Below are 16,484 nucleotides of genomic sequence, written 5' to 3'. Positions count from 1 at the left end.
AACCCACTAATGGGCACTCAATCTTTTATTTAGTCTTATTGCGAAAAATGGGATAGTGGGTAGGTTAACCGCACATGCAAAAAATTGCTAAAGCCGGATTTTAGGCTTATTGAGATACTGGAAATCCAGCTTCTGTTATGAGCCCAGCAGCTAATTCGGGAGAAAGGGTTGTTTCAAGCGTCACTTGCTGGGTCGCCAAGTCCGCCTGAACCTGAGCCTGGGGATCCTGAGCTTGAACTGCGCGTGTGACTGCATTGATACAGCCACCACAAGTCATGCCTGATACCTTCAAAGTAAACATAGCTACCCCTTAAAAACTGTCAAAATACGGTTGTTGATGGCCTTTTTTCACCTTACGGTAGATTATCTTCTACATGACCCCCTCAGAATCCAGTAATTCAGAGTTTTTTAGCCTCGATATCGGTGGCATGACCTGTGCCTCTTGCGTCAGCAGGGTAGAGAAGGCTTTGGATAAGATTCCCGGAGTTGAGGCAGCTTCCGTCAATCTGGCTACCGAACAGGCAAGAGTTCGAATAAAAAACGGCTCATCCAGCTTAGCTGAGATCATCGCGCTGGTTCAAAAAACGGGGTACGAGGCTAAAGAGAGTTCAGCTAAAGGTAATTTAGACCAGAAGATGACCAAGTCATTTTGGGCTGCCGATGGATTGGGTCGCGTCATCTTGAGCTTTTTGCTTTCCGCGCCCCTCTTCTTCCCCATGTTTGTGATGCCCTTTGGCGTTCATTGGTCTTTATCTGGCTGGTGGCAATTGGCTTTGGCGACGCCAGTGCAATTTGTCTTGGGATGGCGCTTTTACAAGGCCGGTTTCAAATCCTTGATGGCTGGCGCGGGCAATATGGATCTACTGGTGGCACTCGGTACTAGCGCAGCCTACGGACTCAGCCTCTACATCTTGCTCACATCCAGTCACGCACATGAACTTTACTTTGAGGGATCAGCGGTCATTATTTGCATGGTCTTATTAGGTAAATGGTTGGAGGCACGTGCTAAGCAACAAACCAGCGAAGCCATTCGCGCCCTGCAAAAACTCTGGCCTGAGCATGCAAAAGTTTTGAGTGCTGATGTTGATCTCCAAATGAATCTAGGTGTCGGCACGAATCAATACCGCGACCTACCTTTGGGTCAAGTACTTCCAGGTGATCGAGTTTTGATACTCCCCGGTGAACGCATTCCAGTTGATGGCTTCATTCTGTTTGGTGCGAGCCATGTAGATGAATCCCTGCTCACAGGCGAAAGTGCGCCCGTTAAAAAGGGATTGGACTCAAAAGTTATTGGGGGAGCCTTAAATGGTGAAGGCGTCCTGGTTGTAAAAGCTGAAGCAGTCGGCGTTGAAAGCGTACTCTCACAAATCATTAATTTAGTAGAGGAAGCGCAAACTCAAAAAGCGCCGATTCAAAAGTTAGTTGATCGGGTGAGTGCAATCTTTGTTCCTACCGTGATTATTCTTGCGCTCATCACTGGCATCGGCAACTGGCTTTACTTAGACTCCATCTCCATCGCCATCTTGCGCGCCGTATCCGTTCTGGTCATTGCTTGCCCTTGCGCACTTGGTCTGGCTACTCCAGCCGCAATCATGGCAGGCACTGGCATAGCTGCACGCTTTGGCATTCTGATTAAGGATCCGCAGGTACTGGAGTTGGCACACCGACTCGATATCGTTGCGTTTGATAAGACCGGGACATTAACGATTGGCAAGCCACGCATGCTGGCTCTACTTCCTTTTAATCAGTCATTTGCCGACGAAGACCAAATCCTCGCGACTGCTGCGGGCTTGCAATTGGGAAGTGAGCACCCCTTGGCTAAAGCTCTACTTGATGCCGCAAAAGCAAAAGGTGTCGTACCTATTGCAACTTCATCCAGCAAAGGATTGCCCGGCATTGGCATTGAAGGCGCTCCAAGTTCCGGCCCCTTTGCCAATCAGACGCTGCGCTTGCAGAGTGTAGCCTCCCTCGAGGGAAGTTCTCAGCACGATATTGTTTTACAAAAAGCCCAGGCCTGTTTTGAGCAGGGTCAGACTGTTTCAGTTTTGATGAGCTTAGGCATTAAGGATCGAGATGTGCCGACCCCAATTGCCGTCATTGCTTTTGGGGATGAGCTTAAGGCAAACGCTAAATCGGCAGTCGATGCGCTTCACGTATTGCATATTCGGACGGTGATGCTATCTGGTGATAACTTGGCTGCAGCTACCCGAGTAGGAAAAACAATCGGCATTGATGAAGTCTTTGCCCAAATCATGCCAGGCAATAAAGCAGAGATTATTCAAAAACTGCAGGGTCCAGCTACTGGTAAAAAACACTTTGTTGCAATGGTTGGCGATGGTGTTAACGACGCTCCAGCCTTAGCGATGGCAGATGTTGGTATGGCAATGTCTACCGGGACCGATGTAGCAATGCAAGCTGCTGGCATTACCTTAATGCGCGGCGATCCCACTTTAGTTGCAGATGCAATTGATATCTCCAAAAAGACTTGGGGCAAGATTCGTCAAAATTTATTTTGGGCGTTTGCATTTAATACGATTGGTATCCCGATGGCAGCCCTGGGTTACCTATCCCCCATGCTAGCTGGTAGTGCAATGGCGCTTTCTAGCTTTTGCGTTTTGAGTAACGCCCTGCTTCTGAAGCGTTGGCGTCCTCAGCACTCTTAAGTTATTTGGGGTTCTTGCGCACTAACTCAATATCGCCATAAAGGGCGCGAGTTTCTGATTTGGTGTTATCGGTATCAGTCAAGAGTGCAATGCCAATGACATTGCCTGGTACTTCCCCATAGGCCAACTTGTAGTCCGCCGCTAAATCTCGTTCGTGCTTGCGCCACTCACCCAAGTTATCCCAGCCCGAGTCAACCACAATCATCTTGACGCGTGAGGTGTGAGCATTGTTTAAAACCGTGTTGACTGAATTTTTGCCTGACCAGATATACATCACTGTGGCATACGGCATTTCTTGACCACTAATTAAACTGGCCATCTCAAAGGTGAGTTTTTCTTTTAAAGGAAGTTTGGATTTATTGCCATCAAAAGCTACCAAGATACGAAGTGGTGCATCGTCACTCTGACTGTCAGCATTGTCCGCTTGCGGCATTGCACCTACCGCCTTCCATTCCCACTGAAGCCATAAATTTTGTGCGGAGCGCGGGCGAAGCTTTACTGCCAGACCAGATGCTGATGTTTTGGAATTAGCGGCCAGTACTGTACGGCCTTGATATTTCTCAAGACGGTAAATGGTGTTCTTCTTATAAGGGGCAATGCGATAGAAGTGCCAACCATCTGGCATGCCATCTCGCGGCTTCTCAGCGGAGAATTTCGGTAAGTCCTCTTGGGCGGGCAACTGATCAGCATTAAATGCTTGACCCGCCTCATTCTCAATCGAGTTCCCAGTCAAGCCAGCACAACCTGACAATAAGGTGGCTATAGCCGTCAACAGCAGCAGGGATCGAAAGCGGTTTTTTATAAACATCACTTGAATTGTCCCAAAGAATGGGGTCCTAAGTCTAAAATCAGATGATGCGCCATCAATCACCCTCTAGCTGGGCCGCTATCAGCATCTGCATTGCTGCAGTGGTGCATTTTGCTCTCGGCTTCTCGATTGAATTCTCTGTCGACGAAGCCCATTACGCTTTATATGCCAAACACCTTGCCTGGAGTTACTTTGATCATCCACCACTAGTGGGCTGGATACAGTGGCCACTGGTTACCCTGACCTCATCCGAAGGGATCATTCGTCTCATTCCGGAATTGCTATGGGTTCTTTCTGCTTTCTTGGTATATCAAGTCACGCTAGAAATTCATCGCTTCATTCAGGGGCGTAATGCTGGCTACTTAACCACCACCCTTCCATCAGCCAACCTTTGTGGGCTCATGGCCGTTTTAGGAATCATTGCAGCGCCACTACCCCATGTTTTAGCAATTGGTCTTTTGCCCGATACCCTTCTTGCCCCCTTAAGTCTTGGGCTAATGTTGATGGCTTTGCGTTGGACTCGAAAAGATCACTTCTCCATTACGGACTGGATCGTTACCGGCTTGCTATTAGGTTTGGCAGGACTGAGCAAGTACACCGCTGCATTTACTGCATTTGCTTTGCTCTTCGTTTTCTTAGCCTCACCCAAAAAAGCCTGGATCACCAAAGCTGGTTTCTGGATTGCTGTAGTCATCGCCTTGATCTTAATTACTCCGGTCTTGTATTGGAACTGGGTCAATGATTGGATCTCGTTCAAATATCAAATTGCTCATGGCAGTGGCGGCACCTGGGCATGGCGCAGAGTTGCCGCTTTTGTGGGTATTCAGATTGCGTGCTTTGGCCCTCTATTGCTTTTAGGTAGCTATACATTTCTGAGGAATTGTCTCCACTCGCACAAGTTCGTTCTTATTGCTTTACTTAGCTTCTTCGCAATTCCCTTCATGATTTTTACCGCACTATCCGGGGGCGGCAGCCTGCCACACTGGACTACACCAGCTTGGTTTTGTCTGGCGCCATTTGCCGGCATTGGTCTAGCCAAGGCCTGGGCTTTGCAACAACGCATGGCCATTCGCATTTTGCTTGTTGGGCAGATACTGATTTGCTTGCTAGGCTTTGGGTACGTTTTGACTGGGGGCGTGAATACTGCTGCCATTAAATCCAATCCAATTGCCGATCTCTATGGGTGGAAGCTTGCCGGTCAGAAAGCTGCTCAATTAGCAGAAGCGACCAAAGCAAACGGTATCGCAGTACAAAACTGGACTTTGGCTAGCCGTGCCGCTTGGTATACACAACCACTCCCAGTCTTTGTGCTGGACCAACGCCAGGATCAATTTGATTTCTGGTTTGGGCAATTGCCAGCCGGAGCAAGCGTCTTGCTAATCAACTGGTCAGGAATGGCATTTAAGCCCCCAATTGGAGGCAATCTGGCCTTTGAGGCATGTGAGCCCTTAGATAGCCTAGAAATCATCCGATTTGGGCAGGTTTTGTCTAAATTTGACTATAGCCTTTGCCGCAACTGGCAGGATGCTGGGATGGCACGTTAATTCCCCAAATTCAAGACCTTAGACTCTCAAGGCATTATCCTTACGCCTATGAGTTCACAACCCCAAGCTACCCCAAAAGCCACACCAGGATGGAAAGCAATTCTCAAACGTACTTGGCCCACGATTCGCATTTTGCTATCAGTAGCCCTCCTTTGGAAAGCTACAAGCGGAATTGATTGGCACGCACTCCTAGATTCTGATATTCAGATGCAGCCTTGGTGGTTTTTAGCGGCTGGCTTGATGATGCTCTCAGCATTTATTTGCGGTGGCCTGCGCTGGGGATTCTTAATGCGCAAAGTTGGGTTTCAGGGAAGCCTCATCAATTTTGTAGCACTCTACTTTGCTGGCGGACTGATCAATCAAGGATTGCCGAGTACGCTTGGTGGTGATAGCTATCGCGCTATTACTGCGACCCATTTAAATAGCAGTGGCAAATTAAGTGAAGCAAAAGAGCTTGACGCAGAACTTCATCACTCCGTTGACTTAGAGCATGCCACTCCTAAACTGCGCTTGAGTTTTTCCATGGTTCTAGTCGACCGACTGCTTGGCCTAGCTGGAAATAATTTACTCGGTGGGTTGGGACTTATTTTGGGTGGCGCTACCTTAGCCGCCTGGGGAACAGACTTGGGCTATGCCGTCACTGGCATCATGATTTTGTCGGGTTTATTGCTTGCAGCGATTTTAGCTTGGGGCCCTAGCTGCAATCTCTTGCAAAAGTTACTGGATCGCCTGCAAATGAATCACGCACTGCCTGGCATTAAGCTGGCTTTTTCTTGGCCCATGAATGTGGCTCAAGCCGCATTTGCGATCGGCATTCATTCGCTCACGATTTTGACGCTGCTCTTCTGCCTCAAGGCCTATGGAGTAGATGCGCCGATTGAAGCCCTCATGATTGGCTTGCCTGCATTGAGTCTCTTGCTAATGTTACCAATCAGCATTTCTGGCTGGGGCTTGCGCGAGGCAACACTCTCTTCTGTACTGGCATTGTGGGGTGTAAGTCCTTCCATGACGGTATTAGCATCGATTAGCTATGGCGCCATTACCGTCTTATCGGTATTGCCCGGCGCTTACTTTTTATTAAAACGGAAGTAATTCTTTTAGAGCCACACTATGAGCATTAGCGTCAACACCATGCGCGCCATCGACCACTGGGTTGGTGTACCACTCTGCGCGGTAGCAAGTCCAATAGTCGCACTAGTTGATGGCATCAAAAATGTCTTTAGTCGTGGCCCAGATGCGCCACGCAAACTCCTCTTTATTGAGTTATCAGAAATGGGTAGCGCAATCCTGGTTGATCCAGCCATGCGAAATGCGCAAGCTCGAGGCGCCGAATTATTTTTCCTGATCTTTAAAAGCAATCGTGCCAGCCTTACTTTATTAAATACGGTTAAGCCTGAAAACATTTTCACAATTGACTCTTCAAGCTTGGGTGGCTTAATTAAAGACACGCTTAAATTTTTACTGGTAGCACGTAAGCATCGCATCGATACCGTCATTGACTTGGAGTTGTTCTCTCGTTTCACTGCCCTACTAACTGGCCTCTGTGGTGCGCGTCGCCGTGTGGGTTATCACATCTTTCATGGTGAAGGCTTGTGGCGCGGCTTCATGCTGACTCGTAAAGTGCATTACAACCCGCATATTCACATTACTAAGAATTTTCTTTCTCTTATCCATGCGGCATTTGCTAAAGAGATTGAAGTGCCATTTAGCAAAATTCATATTGCAGATTCAGAAGTTCGCTTAGAGCAGGCAGTGATTGATCCCATAGCTTTAAACAAAGTACGCGAGCGTATTGAAAAGCTCGCCGCAGATGCTGGCATTGAATTTAAGCAAGGTCAGCAACGCCTGATTTTGGTAAATCCCAATGCAAGCGATTTGTTACCGCAAAGACGTTGGGCACAGCAACGCTTCTCCGAGCTTATTCAGGGATTAAACCAACGCTACCCAAATGATCTCATTCTGATTACTGGCTCCCCAGCAGAATTTGAGTATGTTGAAAAAGTGCGTGCGGTTGCTAATGTTAAAAATGCTCTGAACTTTGCAGGCCAAGTTAGCTTCGCAGAACTACCACCCCTTTACACCCTGTCTGATGTGATGGTGACGAATGATTCTGGGCCAGGCCACTTCTCTGCTGTTACGCCATTGCGCACAGTCGTCTTGTTCGGACCAGAAACTCCAGCGCTCTATGGTTCCGTTGGTAAGTCCATTTCAATTACAGCTAATTTAGCGTGCTCTCCCTGCGTCAGTGCAGCCAATCATCGCAAGACACCATGTCATGACAATGTCTGCATGCAGGCAATCACCGTCCCTCAGGTACTAGACAAGATGGTGCATCAATTGAGCGAAGCCGATCAAGAGCGAGTTCGTTAATTCGCATGACTGAGCAGCGCAAATCCGCATTAGCAATTGCCTCTCTTTGGGTTTGGTGCATCCCCCTGCTACCGCTTGGTCTAGCAATCGCCATTTACTTTGGCGAACTACAGACCCCGACATTTTTATTCATTAATCGCTACACCCAAATTCTGCCTGACACGCTATGGGTGTGGCTCACCTTCATTGGTAATGGCTGGGGAATATTTGCTCTGTGTTTTCCGCTTTTATTACTAGCACCTCGATTACTGACTGCCGGACTATTAGCATCCCTGATTGGCGGCACCATTAGCCTAATTATTAAACCCTTCTTAAACCTCCCTCGCCCTGCTGGAGTCTTGGCTTTAGAAGACTTTTATCGCATCGGCGATCCCATATTGCAAAGAGCAATGCCATCAGGACACACACTAACGGCTTTTGCAGTAATTTCTGGGATCTACTTTGCTAGCGATCACGAAAAGAGAAGCTCCTTATGGTGGATATTCATCATTGCAAGCTTTGCCGGCATCTCCCGCAATGCACTTGGTGCCCACTGGCTTACTGATGTTCTAGCCGGTTGCGCCATTGGAATTTGGTCAGGAATGCTTGGGGCAATATTAGCCAGACTGATTCCGGAAGCGCAGCTAGCTCCCAATAAGATTGGGCCTCGCTTGCTTGCTCTCGGAGGCCTTGCGACGATCTATGTACTTCTGACCCAAACTCTAGACTCAGAGCTCAACCAATCTTTGCAATATGCTTGTGCGGTATTAGTTAGCATCACCCTGGCTTTATTTATTAAAGCGCAAAAACCTAGAGGCATATAGAGATGTTTAGCTATCGCCATGCTTTTCATGCTGGCAGTCACGCCGATATTCTGAAGCATCTCGTGATGATTCATTTAGTCGAATACCTTCAAGAAAAACCAGGCGCCCTCACCATTGTTGATACTCATGCTGGCGCTGGTATTTATAGCCTAATAGACGGCTTTGCTACGGTTAGCAAAGAAGCAGACCAAGGTATTTATCGCTTAGCCAAATTTGCAGATGCTAATCCCGTCAGCCCGGGAATTGCCAATTATCTCGAATACATTCACGCTGAGAATGCCGCAGATGAGATCACCATCTACCCCGGATCCCCATTTATTTTGGCGCGATTATTGAGATCGCAAGACCGTTTGAAGCTCTTTGAGCTGCACCCTAAAGAGATTGATATCTTGCGCCACAATATTGGCGAGCTAAAGCAATCAAAACAAATCGATATCTATGCAGAAGATAGCTTTGCAAGATTAAAAGGATTGATGCCGCCACCTAGTAGGCGTGGGCTTGTTTTAATTGATCCTTCTTACGAAGATAAGCAAGACTACCGCTATCTCGAAACTGCGATGGAAGAAGCCCTGCACCGCTTCGCTACTGGTTGTTATGCAATTTGGTACCCATGCCTCTCTAGAAGAGAGTCAGCATCCCTACCCGATCACATGAAAAAGATTGCTGCAACTCATAATCGCTCTTGGTTACAGGTTGAGTTGCGGGTTGAGAATGCCCCTAAGGAACGCCGACTTCAGGCTAGCGGTATGTTCATCATCAATCCACCCTGGACGCTAGAAAAGCAATTGGCTGAAAGCTTACCTATTCTTGTGAAAGCACTTGGCCAAGATAGTGGTGCCGGGTTTGTATTAAAGAGTTTTGAGGTTTAATCCAAGACCTGGATCATGACTTCATTGCGACGCATGAAAGGCAATGTCCAAGGCGGGTTGTAGCGTGCAAACTGAGGTTCACCGACTGGCTTTAAATTCTTGAGCTTTATCCAATCACGCAATGCCTGGGTTTTTTCCTGAACCTTCTCTGCGTTATAAAAACCAGAAAAAGTAATTACTGCCCTTTTCTCTGCAGGAACTTCTCTGATTTTGACTTGCGGATCTAATGGTTTTGGCAAACTAGCTAGGGTGTACTCTGCAGGCATCACAAACGATACCGTCCATTGATTGCCCGCATTCTCAGAAGACTTGGCACTCTCGATCCCTACGGGAGCAGTCATGGCAATCTTGGCACCCTTATTTTGATCGGTAGATTCAATTCCAACGGGTGCAGTCATGGAGATCTTTTCGGATACCTGATTTTTCCCAAAGATATACGCTGCGATCAAGCGAAATCCTTGATTCGAAGCAGCGTCTAAGTCCCCATCCACCTTTACTTCTGCAACTATGCGGGGGGCATAGGCACGCAATTCAAATGGCTCGGATTTCTCCAAGAGGGCATACTTCGGTTCTTCTGTTGCCATTGCAGCGCTCGCAATCAATATGCAGGTTAAAAATGTTAAAACTCGCATGGAGAAATCCTTCATGATGGTTTACTACCACTGAGACTGAATACTAAATCCCGATTCATCATATTGAATGTGCGCTTTCGCACCTACTGGCAATGTCAATTTCTCGGCTTGATGACCAAATGGCAAACCGGTTAACACGGGAATGCTGCCAGGAAGACGTTTGCTAACGACCTCAATAGCACTTTCTAAGGTGTAACCGCGATCATTGTCATAAAGACGATAGGCTGAAAATCCGCCCAAAAGAATAGCGCTTTGATTTTCTAGCACCCCAGCATCCAGCAATTGCATGAGCATGCGCTCGATTCGATAGGGATGCTCATTGACATCCTCTAGAAACAGAATTCCGCCACGGGTTTGTTCTTGCGTTGGCATATAAGGCGTGCCAATCAGGCCCGCCAGCACAGTTAAGTTTCCACCCCAGAGCATTCCTGATGCCTTACCTGGAGCAGACTGACTTAAGAAGGGCTGCGCTGCCTGAATAGTGCAATCTAATTTGCGCTCGTTGATAGCTTTTTGAAAATGCGCCCACATGAATGCATTGGGAGCAGAATCCTGCTCTCCCTGGCAAGCAAAATCAAAATTGAGCATGGGGCCGGCTAAAGTTACTGCACCAGTCTTTGCCAATAGACCCATCTGAAAGACTGTGAAATCACTGTGTCCACAAATCTGTAGGCCATTTTCAATAGCTTTAGCAATTGCGGTCCACTCAATATCTGGGAGTAAGCGATGTAATCCATAGCCACCCCGCATCGTTACAACCGCGCTATCAGGGGACAGATTAGCGAGTTGGTTGATTTCAGCTAAACGCGCATTATCCGAACCGGCAAAACGTTGCTCAACTCGCTTTATGCAATCTCTATTAAGAACTTCAATGCCCTGCTTCTGAAGCCACTCGATTCCAGCTAATGGGCTACGTGCATCTAAGCTCGCTCCTGAAGGAGCAATCAAATGAATTTTCTTCAACGCCGCTCCTTAAAAAAATCACGTAGTACCTGACCACACTCTTCGCCCATGATGCCACCTTCAACCTGGGTCTGGTGATTAATCTGTTTTTCTGAGAATACATTGAGCACGCTACCTGCGGCGCCTGTTTTAGGGTCGGTCGCACCAAATACTACGCGCTCCACTCTGGCATGCAGCATTGCTCCAGCACACATAGTGCAAGGCTCTAATGTGACATAAAGAGTAGTGCCAGGTAAGCGGTAATTGGATTCACTCTGAGCTGCAGCACGCAATGCCATCATTTCCGCATGGGCACTTGGATCGCTATTAGTAATCGGTTGATTAAAGCCAGTTGAAATAATTTGACCATCTCGAACCAATACAGCACCCACAGGCACCTCACCAGCAGCGGCAGCAAGCTTAGCTAGACTCAAGGCTTGCTGCATAAATTGGCGATCAAGCTCAGCTTGCATGTTGCTTCTTATGAATGAGAAACGTCGGCCCAACAATTGGGTGTTTCATAAAGACGAATAGATGCAAGCGCGAGTCGGCCATCAAAGGCTTTTTCAAAAACAGGCTGCAGCACTCGAAAGGCTGCGCTGGCCAAATTCTCAACAGTGGGAACATGCTCCATCACTACAGTCTTGTGATTCGGAATGGAATTTAAATAAGCTACTAATCCAGCATCTTCCTTGGCGACTAAAAACGCATGATCCCAAGGCTCAACTACATATTGATTAGTGAGGCGCTTGATATCACCAAAATCTAAGACCATCCCATCGTCCGCCTTACCAGGATGATCTGCAATCACACCAGTCAGAGTGACCTCAATCGCATAACGATGGCCATGCAAATGACGGCACTGCCCATCATGGTTCGGAATACGATGGCCTGAGTCAAACTCAAGGCGGCGGGTAATTGAAATGGCTTCTTGCTTAGTGGTCATAATTGCTCTTCTGAATACTTAAATATAGCTACAACTACTATCGAATACCGATCATTTTATGGGCCTGAACACTCAAACGCCATAAAGGCCGCTTTTGACATAGGCGAACGGCTAATGCGAGGTTTTTTTGGAGGTCTGGGCCGTCCATAGCCTGTAAGAAGCGATTGCGGTAATCCATTTTCTCAAATCTGGCCAATAGAGTCTCTAGGGAGTTATGGCCTGCTTGGGGAATCACCAACTTAATCTCATCGGCCTGAAGCACAATCAGATCGGAGCCGGCCTTAGGACTGACGCATACCCAGTCAACACCCTTGGGGACTTTAATCGTCCCGTTAGTCTCGATAGCAACAGCAAAGCCTTTAGCATGCAAAGCGTCGATTAAAGCAGTGTCGAGTTGCAACAATGGTTCGCCACCTGTGAAAACAACATAGCGCTGCTGAGGCCCAGCAGAGGTGCTATTCCAAACCTCCTCTATGGTGTCAGCTAATAGTGAAGCAGTTTCAAACTTGCCACCACCAGCACCATCAGCACCAACAAAGTCAGTATCGCAAAATTGACATACTGCAGTAGCGCGATCTTCTTCGCGGCCACTCCACAGATTGCAACCAGCAAAGCGACAAAACACGGCCGCACGACCAGCGTGGGCGCCCTCACCTTGGAGGGTTGGAAAGAGTTCTTTTACGGTATACATAGCTATGTGCTGATTTTAAGCGCTTTACTTACTTCCAGGACACAAGCTCCCACTCTAAGTAGTCTTCCCACATGGCGTTATTCCAGGACATACCCCCCAAAAGATATCGTCCGTAACCACGTCGGATGACCCAACGACCCACTTCTGGCGAAAACCACACATCTTCCTGTCGATAGTTAGCAATTCGAAACACATCATTGCTCTCAAAATAAGGAGCCGCATTTTGGTATTTCAATACTGGAAATTGACCGGCGGGAACGCTCACACCTTCCCACTGCAGCGCTGATACATTTAGCCCCCAGTAATAACTGCTATCGGGATAACCAACGACTTGATAACGCGTGCGATAGAAACCAGACCAACCCGGAACAAGTTGCTCGGGCCATGCGGGGAGTGCTTGTTGAAATTTTTGAGGAGGATTCCAGTGCGGGTCCTGGAGGATGTAACCCCAAGGGTCTTGGATTTCATCCGGGAGAGGCCCTGCTTTTAGACCGCTTCGTTGAATTCGAATCTGGGGTGCAATAGAAACCACTCTCTCCGTAACAACATCCACCAGCTCTTGGTTGAAGACATTGCGTACGTTGTAGACCCACTGCTGACCAATCTGTGGAGCCCTTACCTTCGGAGGATTGACAGGCTGCGGCAGAGGTGTTGATGCTGGGTAAGGCTGACTAGCTATGCACGCCACCAGTAAAGCTGGTGACAGCATTACAAGCAGTCTACGAACAGTGCTTATTTGTATGAACTGAGTTGCCATTGATAACTACCCTCTAGTATTACTGCACCAATCTGCCCTTGAATTTGGTAGGAGCCAGATGCCTCACGCGCAACCCAGCGGCCAATCTGCGGCGCAAACCAAACTGTTTCTTTACGAATGCAATCGATCTTATTTGGATCATCACTCTCATAATTAATTAGGGTCTGAAAGCGCAGTGCCACGAATTCTCCAGCAGGGACAGTAATTTTTTCCCAGCCCTGCACGCTCATATATTCCTGCCAATTTAATCTAGAGTCAGAATAGCCGGCAATGCTGTACTTAGTATTGAACTGTTTTGCCCAAGTACTTGAGAATTGTTCCGGCCAAAGCGGGAGAGATGGGCTGAAGTTAAGTAAACGTGACCACTGGGTGTCCGTAGAAACCATTCCCCATGTAGTCTGGATTTCACTAGGTAAGCGAGCGCCATCAGCAGTCATGCGATCAATCACAATAGTTGAGCCAATATTGGAAACACGCTCAGTAATCACGTCTAAGGTTTTTCCATCAAAGATATCTTTCTTGATGTAGGTCCACTCTTGACCCACTTGCGGTGGACGAACCACAGGGAGTGGCTTTGGTTGAGCCACAGGAATACCATGCTCATATGAGAGGCTGCCACAGGCTACTGGAGCCAAAGCGGCCGATGCAATGAAGGTGCGGCGAGATAGATTCATATTGCTCCCCATAGTGAATTAATTAAGCAACCGAGATTGCTCAAGTTTATACATGCCTTAATGCTTTGGCTATTTTATTGCGGCCTACCGAGGCCTTTGGAGTATTAGGCATATCAAACCATTGATGCGCATCTTCTTCAAAGCCAACGCCATGCATAAAGTTGTAAATCGCCTTCTTAAGACCAACGCCAAGCAGATCGTGATCTACTCCCGTAGGGTCGATAAAGGCAACATCATTCTTGGCAAAGTTAATGGGAGGCAATGGCACGAGTTCAATCCCATAAGCTGCCGGGTCAAGACCCACCGGAGAATGTACTGTGCAAGTGAAGCGATGAAAGAAGCCGCTCTGAATACAGCCATTTTCAAAAAGCTGTCGAACGTATTCGAGAGAATCAACGGTTTCTTGAACGGTTTGCGTTGGAAATCCATACATCAAATAAGCATGTACTAAGATTCCAACATCTGAGAACCCTTTGGTCACTTGGGCCACCTGTTCGACTGAAACGCCCTTTTTCATGAGATCAAGAAGTCTGTCAGATGCGACTTCTAATCCACCCGACATAGCGATGCACCCACTTTGCGCTAATAGCTCACATAGGTCTGGGGTAAATGTTTTTTCGAAACGAATGTTTCCCCACCAAGAAATCACCACCTTGCGACGAATGAGTTCCTCAGCAAGTGCCTTCAGAATTTTGGGTGGCGCTGCCTCATCTACAAAATGAAATCCAGTCTGGCCAGTCTCTGCAACAATTTTCTCAATGCGATCCACTAGCAGGGTGGCAGAGGCCGTTTCATAGCGGGAAATGTAATCTAGACTGACATCGCAGAAACTGCATTTTTTCCAATAGCAGCCATGGGCTACAGTGAGCTTATTCCAACGCCCATCACTCCATAGACGATGCATAGGATTAAGCATGTCCAGCAAAGATAAATAGGAATTCAGCGGCAAACCATCCCAGGTAGCAGTTCCGACTTCCTCAAACGGCACATCCGGCTCTTGCCAATTCATGTACCGAACTTCATTATTGGTATTGCGGATAAATGTGCGTACCAATCTCTCTGCCGAGCGCTTGCCATTCAAGTGCTCTAGAAGTGCAAGTAAGGGTCGCTCACCTGAATCTAGGGTGATGTAGTCCACGAAATCAAATATGCGTGGATCGGTGAGCTCACGTAACTCAGTATTCACGTAGCCGCCACCAAGCCCAATCTTGATATTAGGGTACTGCTGCTTGATAGTTTGGGCAATTCGTAATGCGGCGTACATAGCTCCAGGGAAAGGCACCGAGAGCAACACTAAGGTAGGCTGATGCTTTTCGATGGAAGACCTGGTTAAGTCTTGTAAATGCAAATCCATTAGTGTTGGACTTGCTGCTAAGGCATCCGCCAAAGGTGTAAAGGTAGGCTGACTACCTGCCAAGGATTCCGCGTAGCGAACAAACTCAAAACGCTCATCTACCGCATCACGGAGTACATCAGATAAATCATTAAGATAGAGAGTGGCTAAATGACGCGCACGATCCTGAGATCCGAGTGCGCCGAACGCCCACGCCAATGAGTCAGCACCTTCTTCCTCATCATAAGCCTCCAAGGATGCGAATCGTGGACCCTCAGGTAGCAAAGTACGGCTGTTGATGCGATGAGCAAGTGTGCTATCGCGTCCTTGTAAAAATGCAATCGCTAAGGCGATGGTGCTTTGATAATCTGAAAAATAATCTAGAAAGAAGTTGACGCTCGCACTACGGTTTTCTTCGGGGAGTTTTAATGCTTGCTCTTGAATCTCCGATAAACCCTGCGGAGTAAAGAAACCCAGGACTAGGGCTAATGCCAAATCTTCTTGAACCGCATCAAAGCCACGTGAGCGCAAAAAGCCAGTGAGATAGGCCGTTGAAGGATACGGCGTATTAAGCTGCGTCATCGGCGGAATGAGGCTCAGAATCTTCATGCTTCTTGAGTCCGTTTCTCATTGAGAGATTCCAGTAACTCCAGTTCTTCTGAAGTGAAGCCAGCTTGCTCGCGCGCATCAAAATTAAACGGCCCCCTCAAAGTGGGCGCATGGTATTTCTCGGCCAATTCTCGATAAGTCGTAATTGGGGATAAGTTGTCATTGGCGCATAGAAAGTTAAACCAACGATTGCCAACAAGCACATGTCCAATCTCATCATGGAGAATAATTTCTAGAATTTCTACTGCGCGATCATCTTTGATTTGCTTAAACCGATCCCGAATCTCTGGAACTGCATCAAGACCTCTTGCTTCCATAGTTCTCGGAACCAAAGCCATTCGTGCAATCACTGAATCTGTGGTTCTCTCAACCATCTCCCACAAACTATTGTGCGCCGGGAAATCACCATAACTAAATCCAAAGGACTGTAGATGAGTATTGATCAAGCCGAAATGGTATGACTCTTCTTTTGCAACCTTTAACCAGTCTTCGTAATACGCCTTAGGCATATTTGGAAAACGCCAGATCGCATCTAGCGCTAAATTCATGGCATTAAATTCAATATGGGCTAAGGAGTGCCAAAGAATAGCTCTGCCATCAACCGTATCCATTTTTCTTTTGGGAACAAACTTCGGTGCAACCAACTCTGGCTTAGCAGGCCTGCCGGGAAGTTGGAGATCGTGACTATCGAGTTTGCTAGAGAGATTTAAAGTGACTCGTTTAGCCTGATACTCATCGAATAAGTTAGCTAGCCGGCTAACCTTAGACTGCACATCGGTATTTGCCAGTATTGCGAGTGAAGTTTCTCGTAACTCAAGCATGGTTAGGGGCAAAGGCGAGCCG

At 47.6% G+C, this 16,484-nt stretch carries 17 protein-coding genes; 6 read left to right on the top strand and 11 right to left on the bottom strand.

Annotation, left to right across the window (positions count from 1 at the left end):
- Window positions 1-106 precede the first annotated feature (106 nt).
- The gene (locus ICN14_RS01255) at window positions 107-301 is read right to left on the bottom strand and encodes a heavy-metal-associated domain-containing protein (protein ID WP_216224262.1); all 195 of its coding nucleotides are present in this window, start codon (window positions 299-301) and stop codon (window positions 107-109) included.
- A 73-nt stretch (window positions 302-374) separates the two neighbouring features.
- On the opposite strand from ICN14_RS01255, the gene ICN14_RS01250 reads away from it, so the two are divergent.
- Complete coding sequence (locus ICN14_RS01250) at window positions 375-2,663, top strand: cation-translocating P-type ATPase (protein WP_216224261.1); 2,289 nt, start codon at window positions 375-377, stop codon at window positions 2,661-2,663.
- Window position 2,664: 1 nt separating this feature from the next.
- Here ICN14_RS01250 and ICN14_RS01245 read toward each other — a convergent pair whose 3' ends face one another.
- Window positions 2,665-3,471 (bottom strand): DUF3047 domain-containing protein, encoded by an 807-nt coding sequence (locus tag ICN14_RS01245; RefSeq protein ID WP_216224259.1) that lies wholly within the window; start codon window positions 3,469-3,471, stop codon window positions 2,665-2,667.
- A 44-nt stretch (window positions 3,472-3,515) separates the two neighbouring features.
- On the opposite strand from ICN14_RS01245, the gene ICN14_RS01240 reads away from it, so the two are divergent.
- The 5 genes from ICN14_RS01240 to ICN14_RS01220 are packed head-to-tail and all read left to right on the top strand — an operon-like array spanning window position 3,516 to window position 9,057.
- Entirely contained in the window at window positions 3,516-5,015 is a 1,500-nt protein-coding gene (locus ICN14_RS01240) for a glycosyltransferase family 39 protein (protein WP_255535914.1), read from the top strand.
- Between the two features lie 48 nt (window positions 5,016-5,063).
- Window positions 5,064-6,107 carry a lysylphosphatidylglycerol synthase transmembrane domain-containing protein gene (locus ICN14_RS01235; protein ID WP_216224257.1) on the top strand — a complete coding sequence of 348 codons (1,044 nt, stop codon included), beginning with the start codon at window positions 5,064-5,066 and terminating at the stop codon, window positions 6,105-6,107.
- 18 nt (window positions 6,108-6,125) lie between these two features.
- Window positions 6,126-7,385 (top strand): glycosyltransferase family 9 protein, encoded by a 1,260-nt coding sequence (locus ICN14_RS01230; protein WP_216224256.1) that lies wholly within the window; start codon window positions 6,126-6,128, stop codon window positions 7,383-7,385.
- Window positions 7,386-7,390: 5 nt separating this feature from the next.
- Window positions 7,391-8,188 (top strand): phosphatase PAP2 family protein, encoded by a 798-nt coding sequence (locus tag ICN14_RS01225; protein ID WP_216224254.1) that lies wholly within the window; start codon window positions 7,391-7,393, stop codon window positions 8,186-8,188.
- 2 nt (window positions 8,189-8,190) lie between these two features.
- Window positions 8,191-9,057, top strand: a complete 867-nt coding sequence (locus tag ICN14_RS01220) for a 23S rRNA (adenine(2030)-N(6))-methyltransferase RlmJ (RefSeq protein ID WP_216224252.1) — start codon at window positions 8,191-8,193, stop codon at window positions 9,055-9,057.
- Here ICN14_RS01220 and ICN14_RS01215 read toward each other — a convergent pair.
- The 9 genes from ICN14_RS01215 to ICN14_RS01175 are packed head-to-tail and all read right to left on the bottom strand — an operon-like array spanning window position 9,054 to window position 16,462.
- Window positions 9,054-9,704: a heme-binding protein gene (locus tag ICN14_RS01215; protein WP_255535913.1), complete on the bottom strand. Its 651-nt coding sequence runs from the start codon at window positions 9,702-9,704 to the stop codon at window positions 9,054-9,056. The two genes, ICN14_RS01220 and ICN14_RS01215, sit on opposite strands and share 4 nt — an antisense overlap.
- Before the next feature lie 9 nt (window positions 9,705-9,713).
- Window positions 9,714-10,652, bottom strand: a complete 939-nt coding sequence (locus ICN14_RS01210) for an LD-carboxypeptidase (protein WP_216224251.1) — start codon at window positions 10,650-10,652, stop codon at window positions 9,714-9,716.
- Complete coding sequence (gene tadA / locus ICN14_RS01205) at window positions 10,649-11,104, bottom strand: tRNA adenosine(34) deaminase TadA (protein WP_216224249.1); 456 nt, start codon at window positions 11,102-11,104, stop codon at window positions 10,649-10,651. The genes ICN14_RS01210 and tadA overlap by 4 nt, the downstream gene beginning before the upstream one ends.
- Before the next feature lie 8 nt (window positions 11,105-11,112).
- Window positions 11,113-11,577, bottom strand: coding sequence for a 6-carboxytetrahydropterin synthase QueD (gene queD, locus ICN14_RS01200; protein ID WP_216224248.1), 465 nt, complete (start codon window positions 11,575-11,577; stop codon window positions 11,113-11,115).
- A gap of 37 nt (window positions 11,578-11,614) precedes the next feature.
- On the bottom strand, window positions 11,615-12,268 hold the full coding sequence (gene queE, locus ICN14_RS01195) for a 7-carboxy-7-deazaguanine synthase (protein WP_216224247.1): 654 nt from the start codon (window positions 12,266-12,268) through the stop codon (window positions 11,615-11,617).
- A 28-nt stretch (window positions 12,269-12,296) separates the two neighbouring features.
- Complete coding sequence (locus tag ICN14_RS01190; protein WP_255535912.1) at window positions 12,297-12,977, bottom strand: hypothetical protein; 681 nt, start codon at window positions 12,975-12,977, stop codon at window positions 12,297-12,299.
- A gap of 23 nt (window positions 12,978-13,000) precedes the next feature.
- Window positions 13,001-13,699: a hypothetical protein gene (locus ICN14_RS01185; RefSeq protein WP_216224245.1), complete on the bottom strand. Its 699-nt coding sequence runs from the start codon at window positions 13,697-13,699 to the stop codon at window positions 13,001-13,003.
- Between the two features lie 46 nt (window positions 13,700-13,745).
- Entirely contained in the window at window positions 13,746-15,641 is a 1,896-nt protein-coding gene (locus tag ICN14_RS01180; RefSeq protein WP_216224244.1) for a radical SAM protein, read from the bottom strand.
- The gene (locus ICN14_RS01175) at window positions 15,638-16,462 is read right to left on the bottom strand and encodes a ferritin-like domain-containing protein (protein ID WP_216224243.1); all 825 of its coding nucleotides are present in this window, start codon (window positions 16,460-16,462) and stop codon (window positions 15,638-15,640) included. The genes ICN14_RS01180 and ICN14_RS01175 overlap by 4 nt, the downstream gene beginning before the upstream one ends.
- Window positions 16,463-16,484: the final 22 nt, after the last annotated feature.

Source organism: Polynucleobacter sp. MG-27-Goln-C1, from assembly GCF_018881905.1.
In the GTDB taxonomy this organism is placed as follows: domain Bacteria; phylum Pseudomonadota; class Gammaproteobacteria; order Burkholderiales; family Burkholderiaceae; genus Polynucleobacter.
Note: the sequence above shows the minus strand (reverse complement) of the source record. Positions and strands in the feature narration are given on the sequence as shown.

What these genes read in the sequence shown, in the direction of transcription:
- ICN14_RS01255 (WP_216224262.1), bottom strand. Translation starts at nt 301, where the DNA reads ATGTTTACTTTGAAGGTATCAGGCATGACTTGTGGTGGCTGTATCAAT.
- ICN14_RS01250 (WP_216224261.1), top strand. Translation starts at nt 375, where the DNA reads ATGACCCCCTCAGAATCCAGTAATTCAGAGTTTTTTAGCCTCGATATC.
- ICN14_RS01245 (WP_216224259.1), bottom strand. Translation starts at nt 3,471, where the DNA reads ATGTTTATAAAAAACCGCTTTCGATCCCTGCTGCTGTTGACGGCTATA.
- ICN14_RS01240 (WP_255535914.1), top strand. Translation starts at nt 3,516, where the DNA reads ATGATGCGCCATCAATCACCCTCTAGCTGGGCCGCTATCAGCATCTGC.
- ICN14_RS01235 (WP_216224257.1), top strand. Translation starts at nt 5,064, where the DNA reads ATGAGTTCACAACCCCAAGCTACCCCAAAAGCCACACCAGGATGGAAA.
- ICN14_RS01230 (WP_216224256.1), top strand. Translation starts at nt 6,126, where the DNA reads ATGAGCATTAGCGTCAACACCATGCGCGCCATCGACCACTGGGTTGGT.
- ICN14_RS01225 (WP_216224254.1), top strand. Translation starts at nt 7,391, where the DNA reads ATGACTGAGCAGCGCAAATCCGCATTAGCAATTGCCTCTCTTTGGGTT.
- ICN14_RS01220 (WP_216224252.1), top strand. Translation starts at nt 8,191, where the DNA reads ATGTTTAGCTATCGCCATGCTTTTCATGCTGGCAGTCACGCCGATATT.
- ICN14_RS01215 (WP_255535913.1), bottom strand. Translation starts at nt 9,704, where the DNA reads ATGAAGGATTTCTCCATGCGAGTTTTAACATTTTTAACCTGCATATTG.
- tadA (WP_216224249.1), bottom strand. Translation starts at nt 11,104, where the DNA reads ATGCAAGCTGAGCTTGATCGCCAATTTATGCAGCAAGCCTTGAGTCTA.
- queD (WP_216224248.1), bottom strand. Translation starts at nt 11,577, where the DNA reads ATGACCACTAAGCAAGAAGCCATTTCAATTACCCGCCGCCTTGAGTTT.
- queE (WP_216224247.1), bottom strand. Translation starts at nt 12,268, where the DNA reads ATGTATACCGTAAAAGAACTCTTTCCAACCCTCCAAGGTGAGGGCGCC.
- ICN14_RS01190 (WP_255535912.1), bottom strand. Translation starts at nt 12,977, where the DNA reads ATGCTGTCACCAGCTTTACTGGTGGCGTGCATAGCTAGTCAGCCTTAC.
- ICN14_RS01185 (WP_216224245.1), bottom strand. Translation starts at nt 13,699, where the DNA reads ATGAATCTATCTCGCCGCACCTTCATTGCATCGGCCGCTTTGGCTCCA.
- ICN14_RS01180 (WP_216224244.1), bottom strand. Translation starts at nt 15,641, where the DNA reads ATGAAGATTCTGAGCCTCATTCCGCCGATGACGCAGCTTAATACGCCG.
- ICN14_RS01175 (WP_216224243.1), bottom strand. Translation starts at nt 16,462, where the DNA reads ATGCTTGAGTTACGAGAAACTTCACTCGCAATACTGGCAAATACCGAT.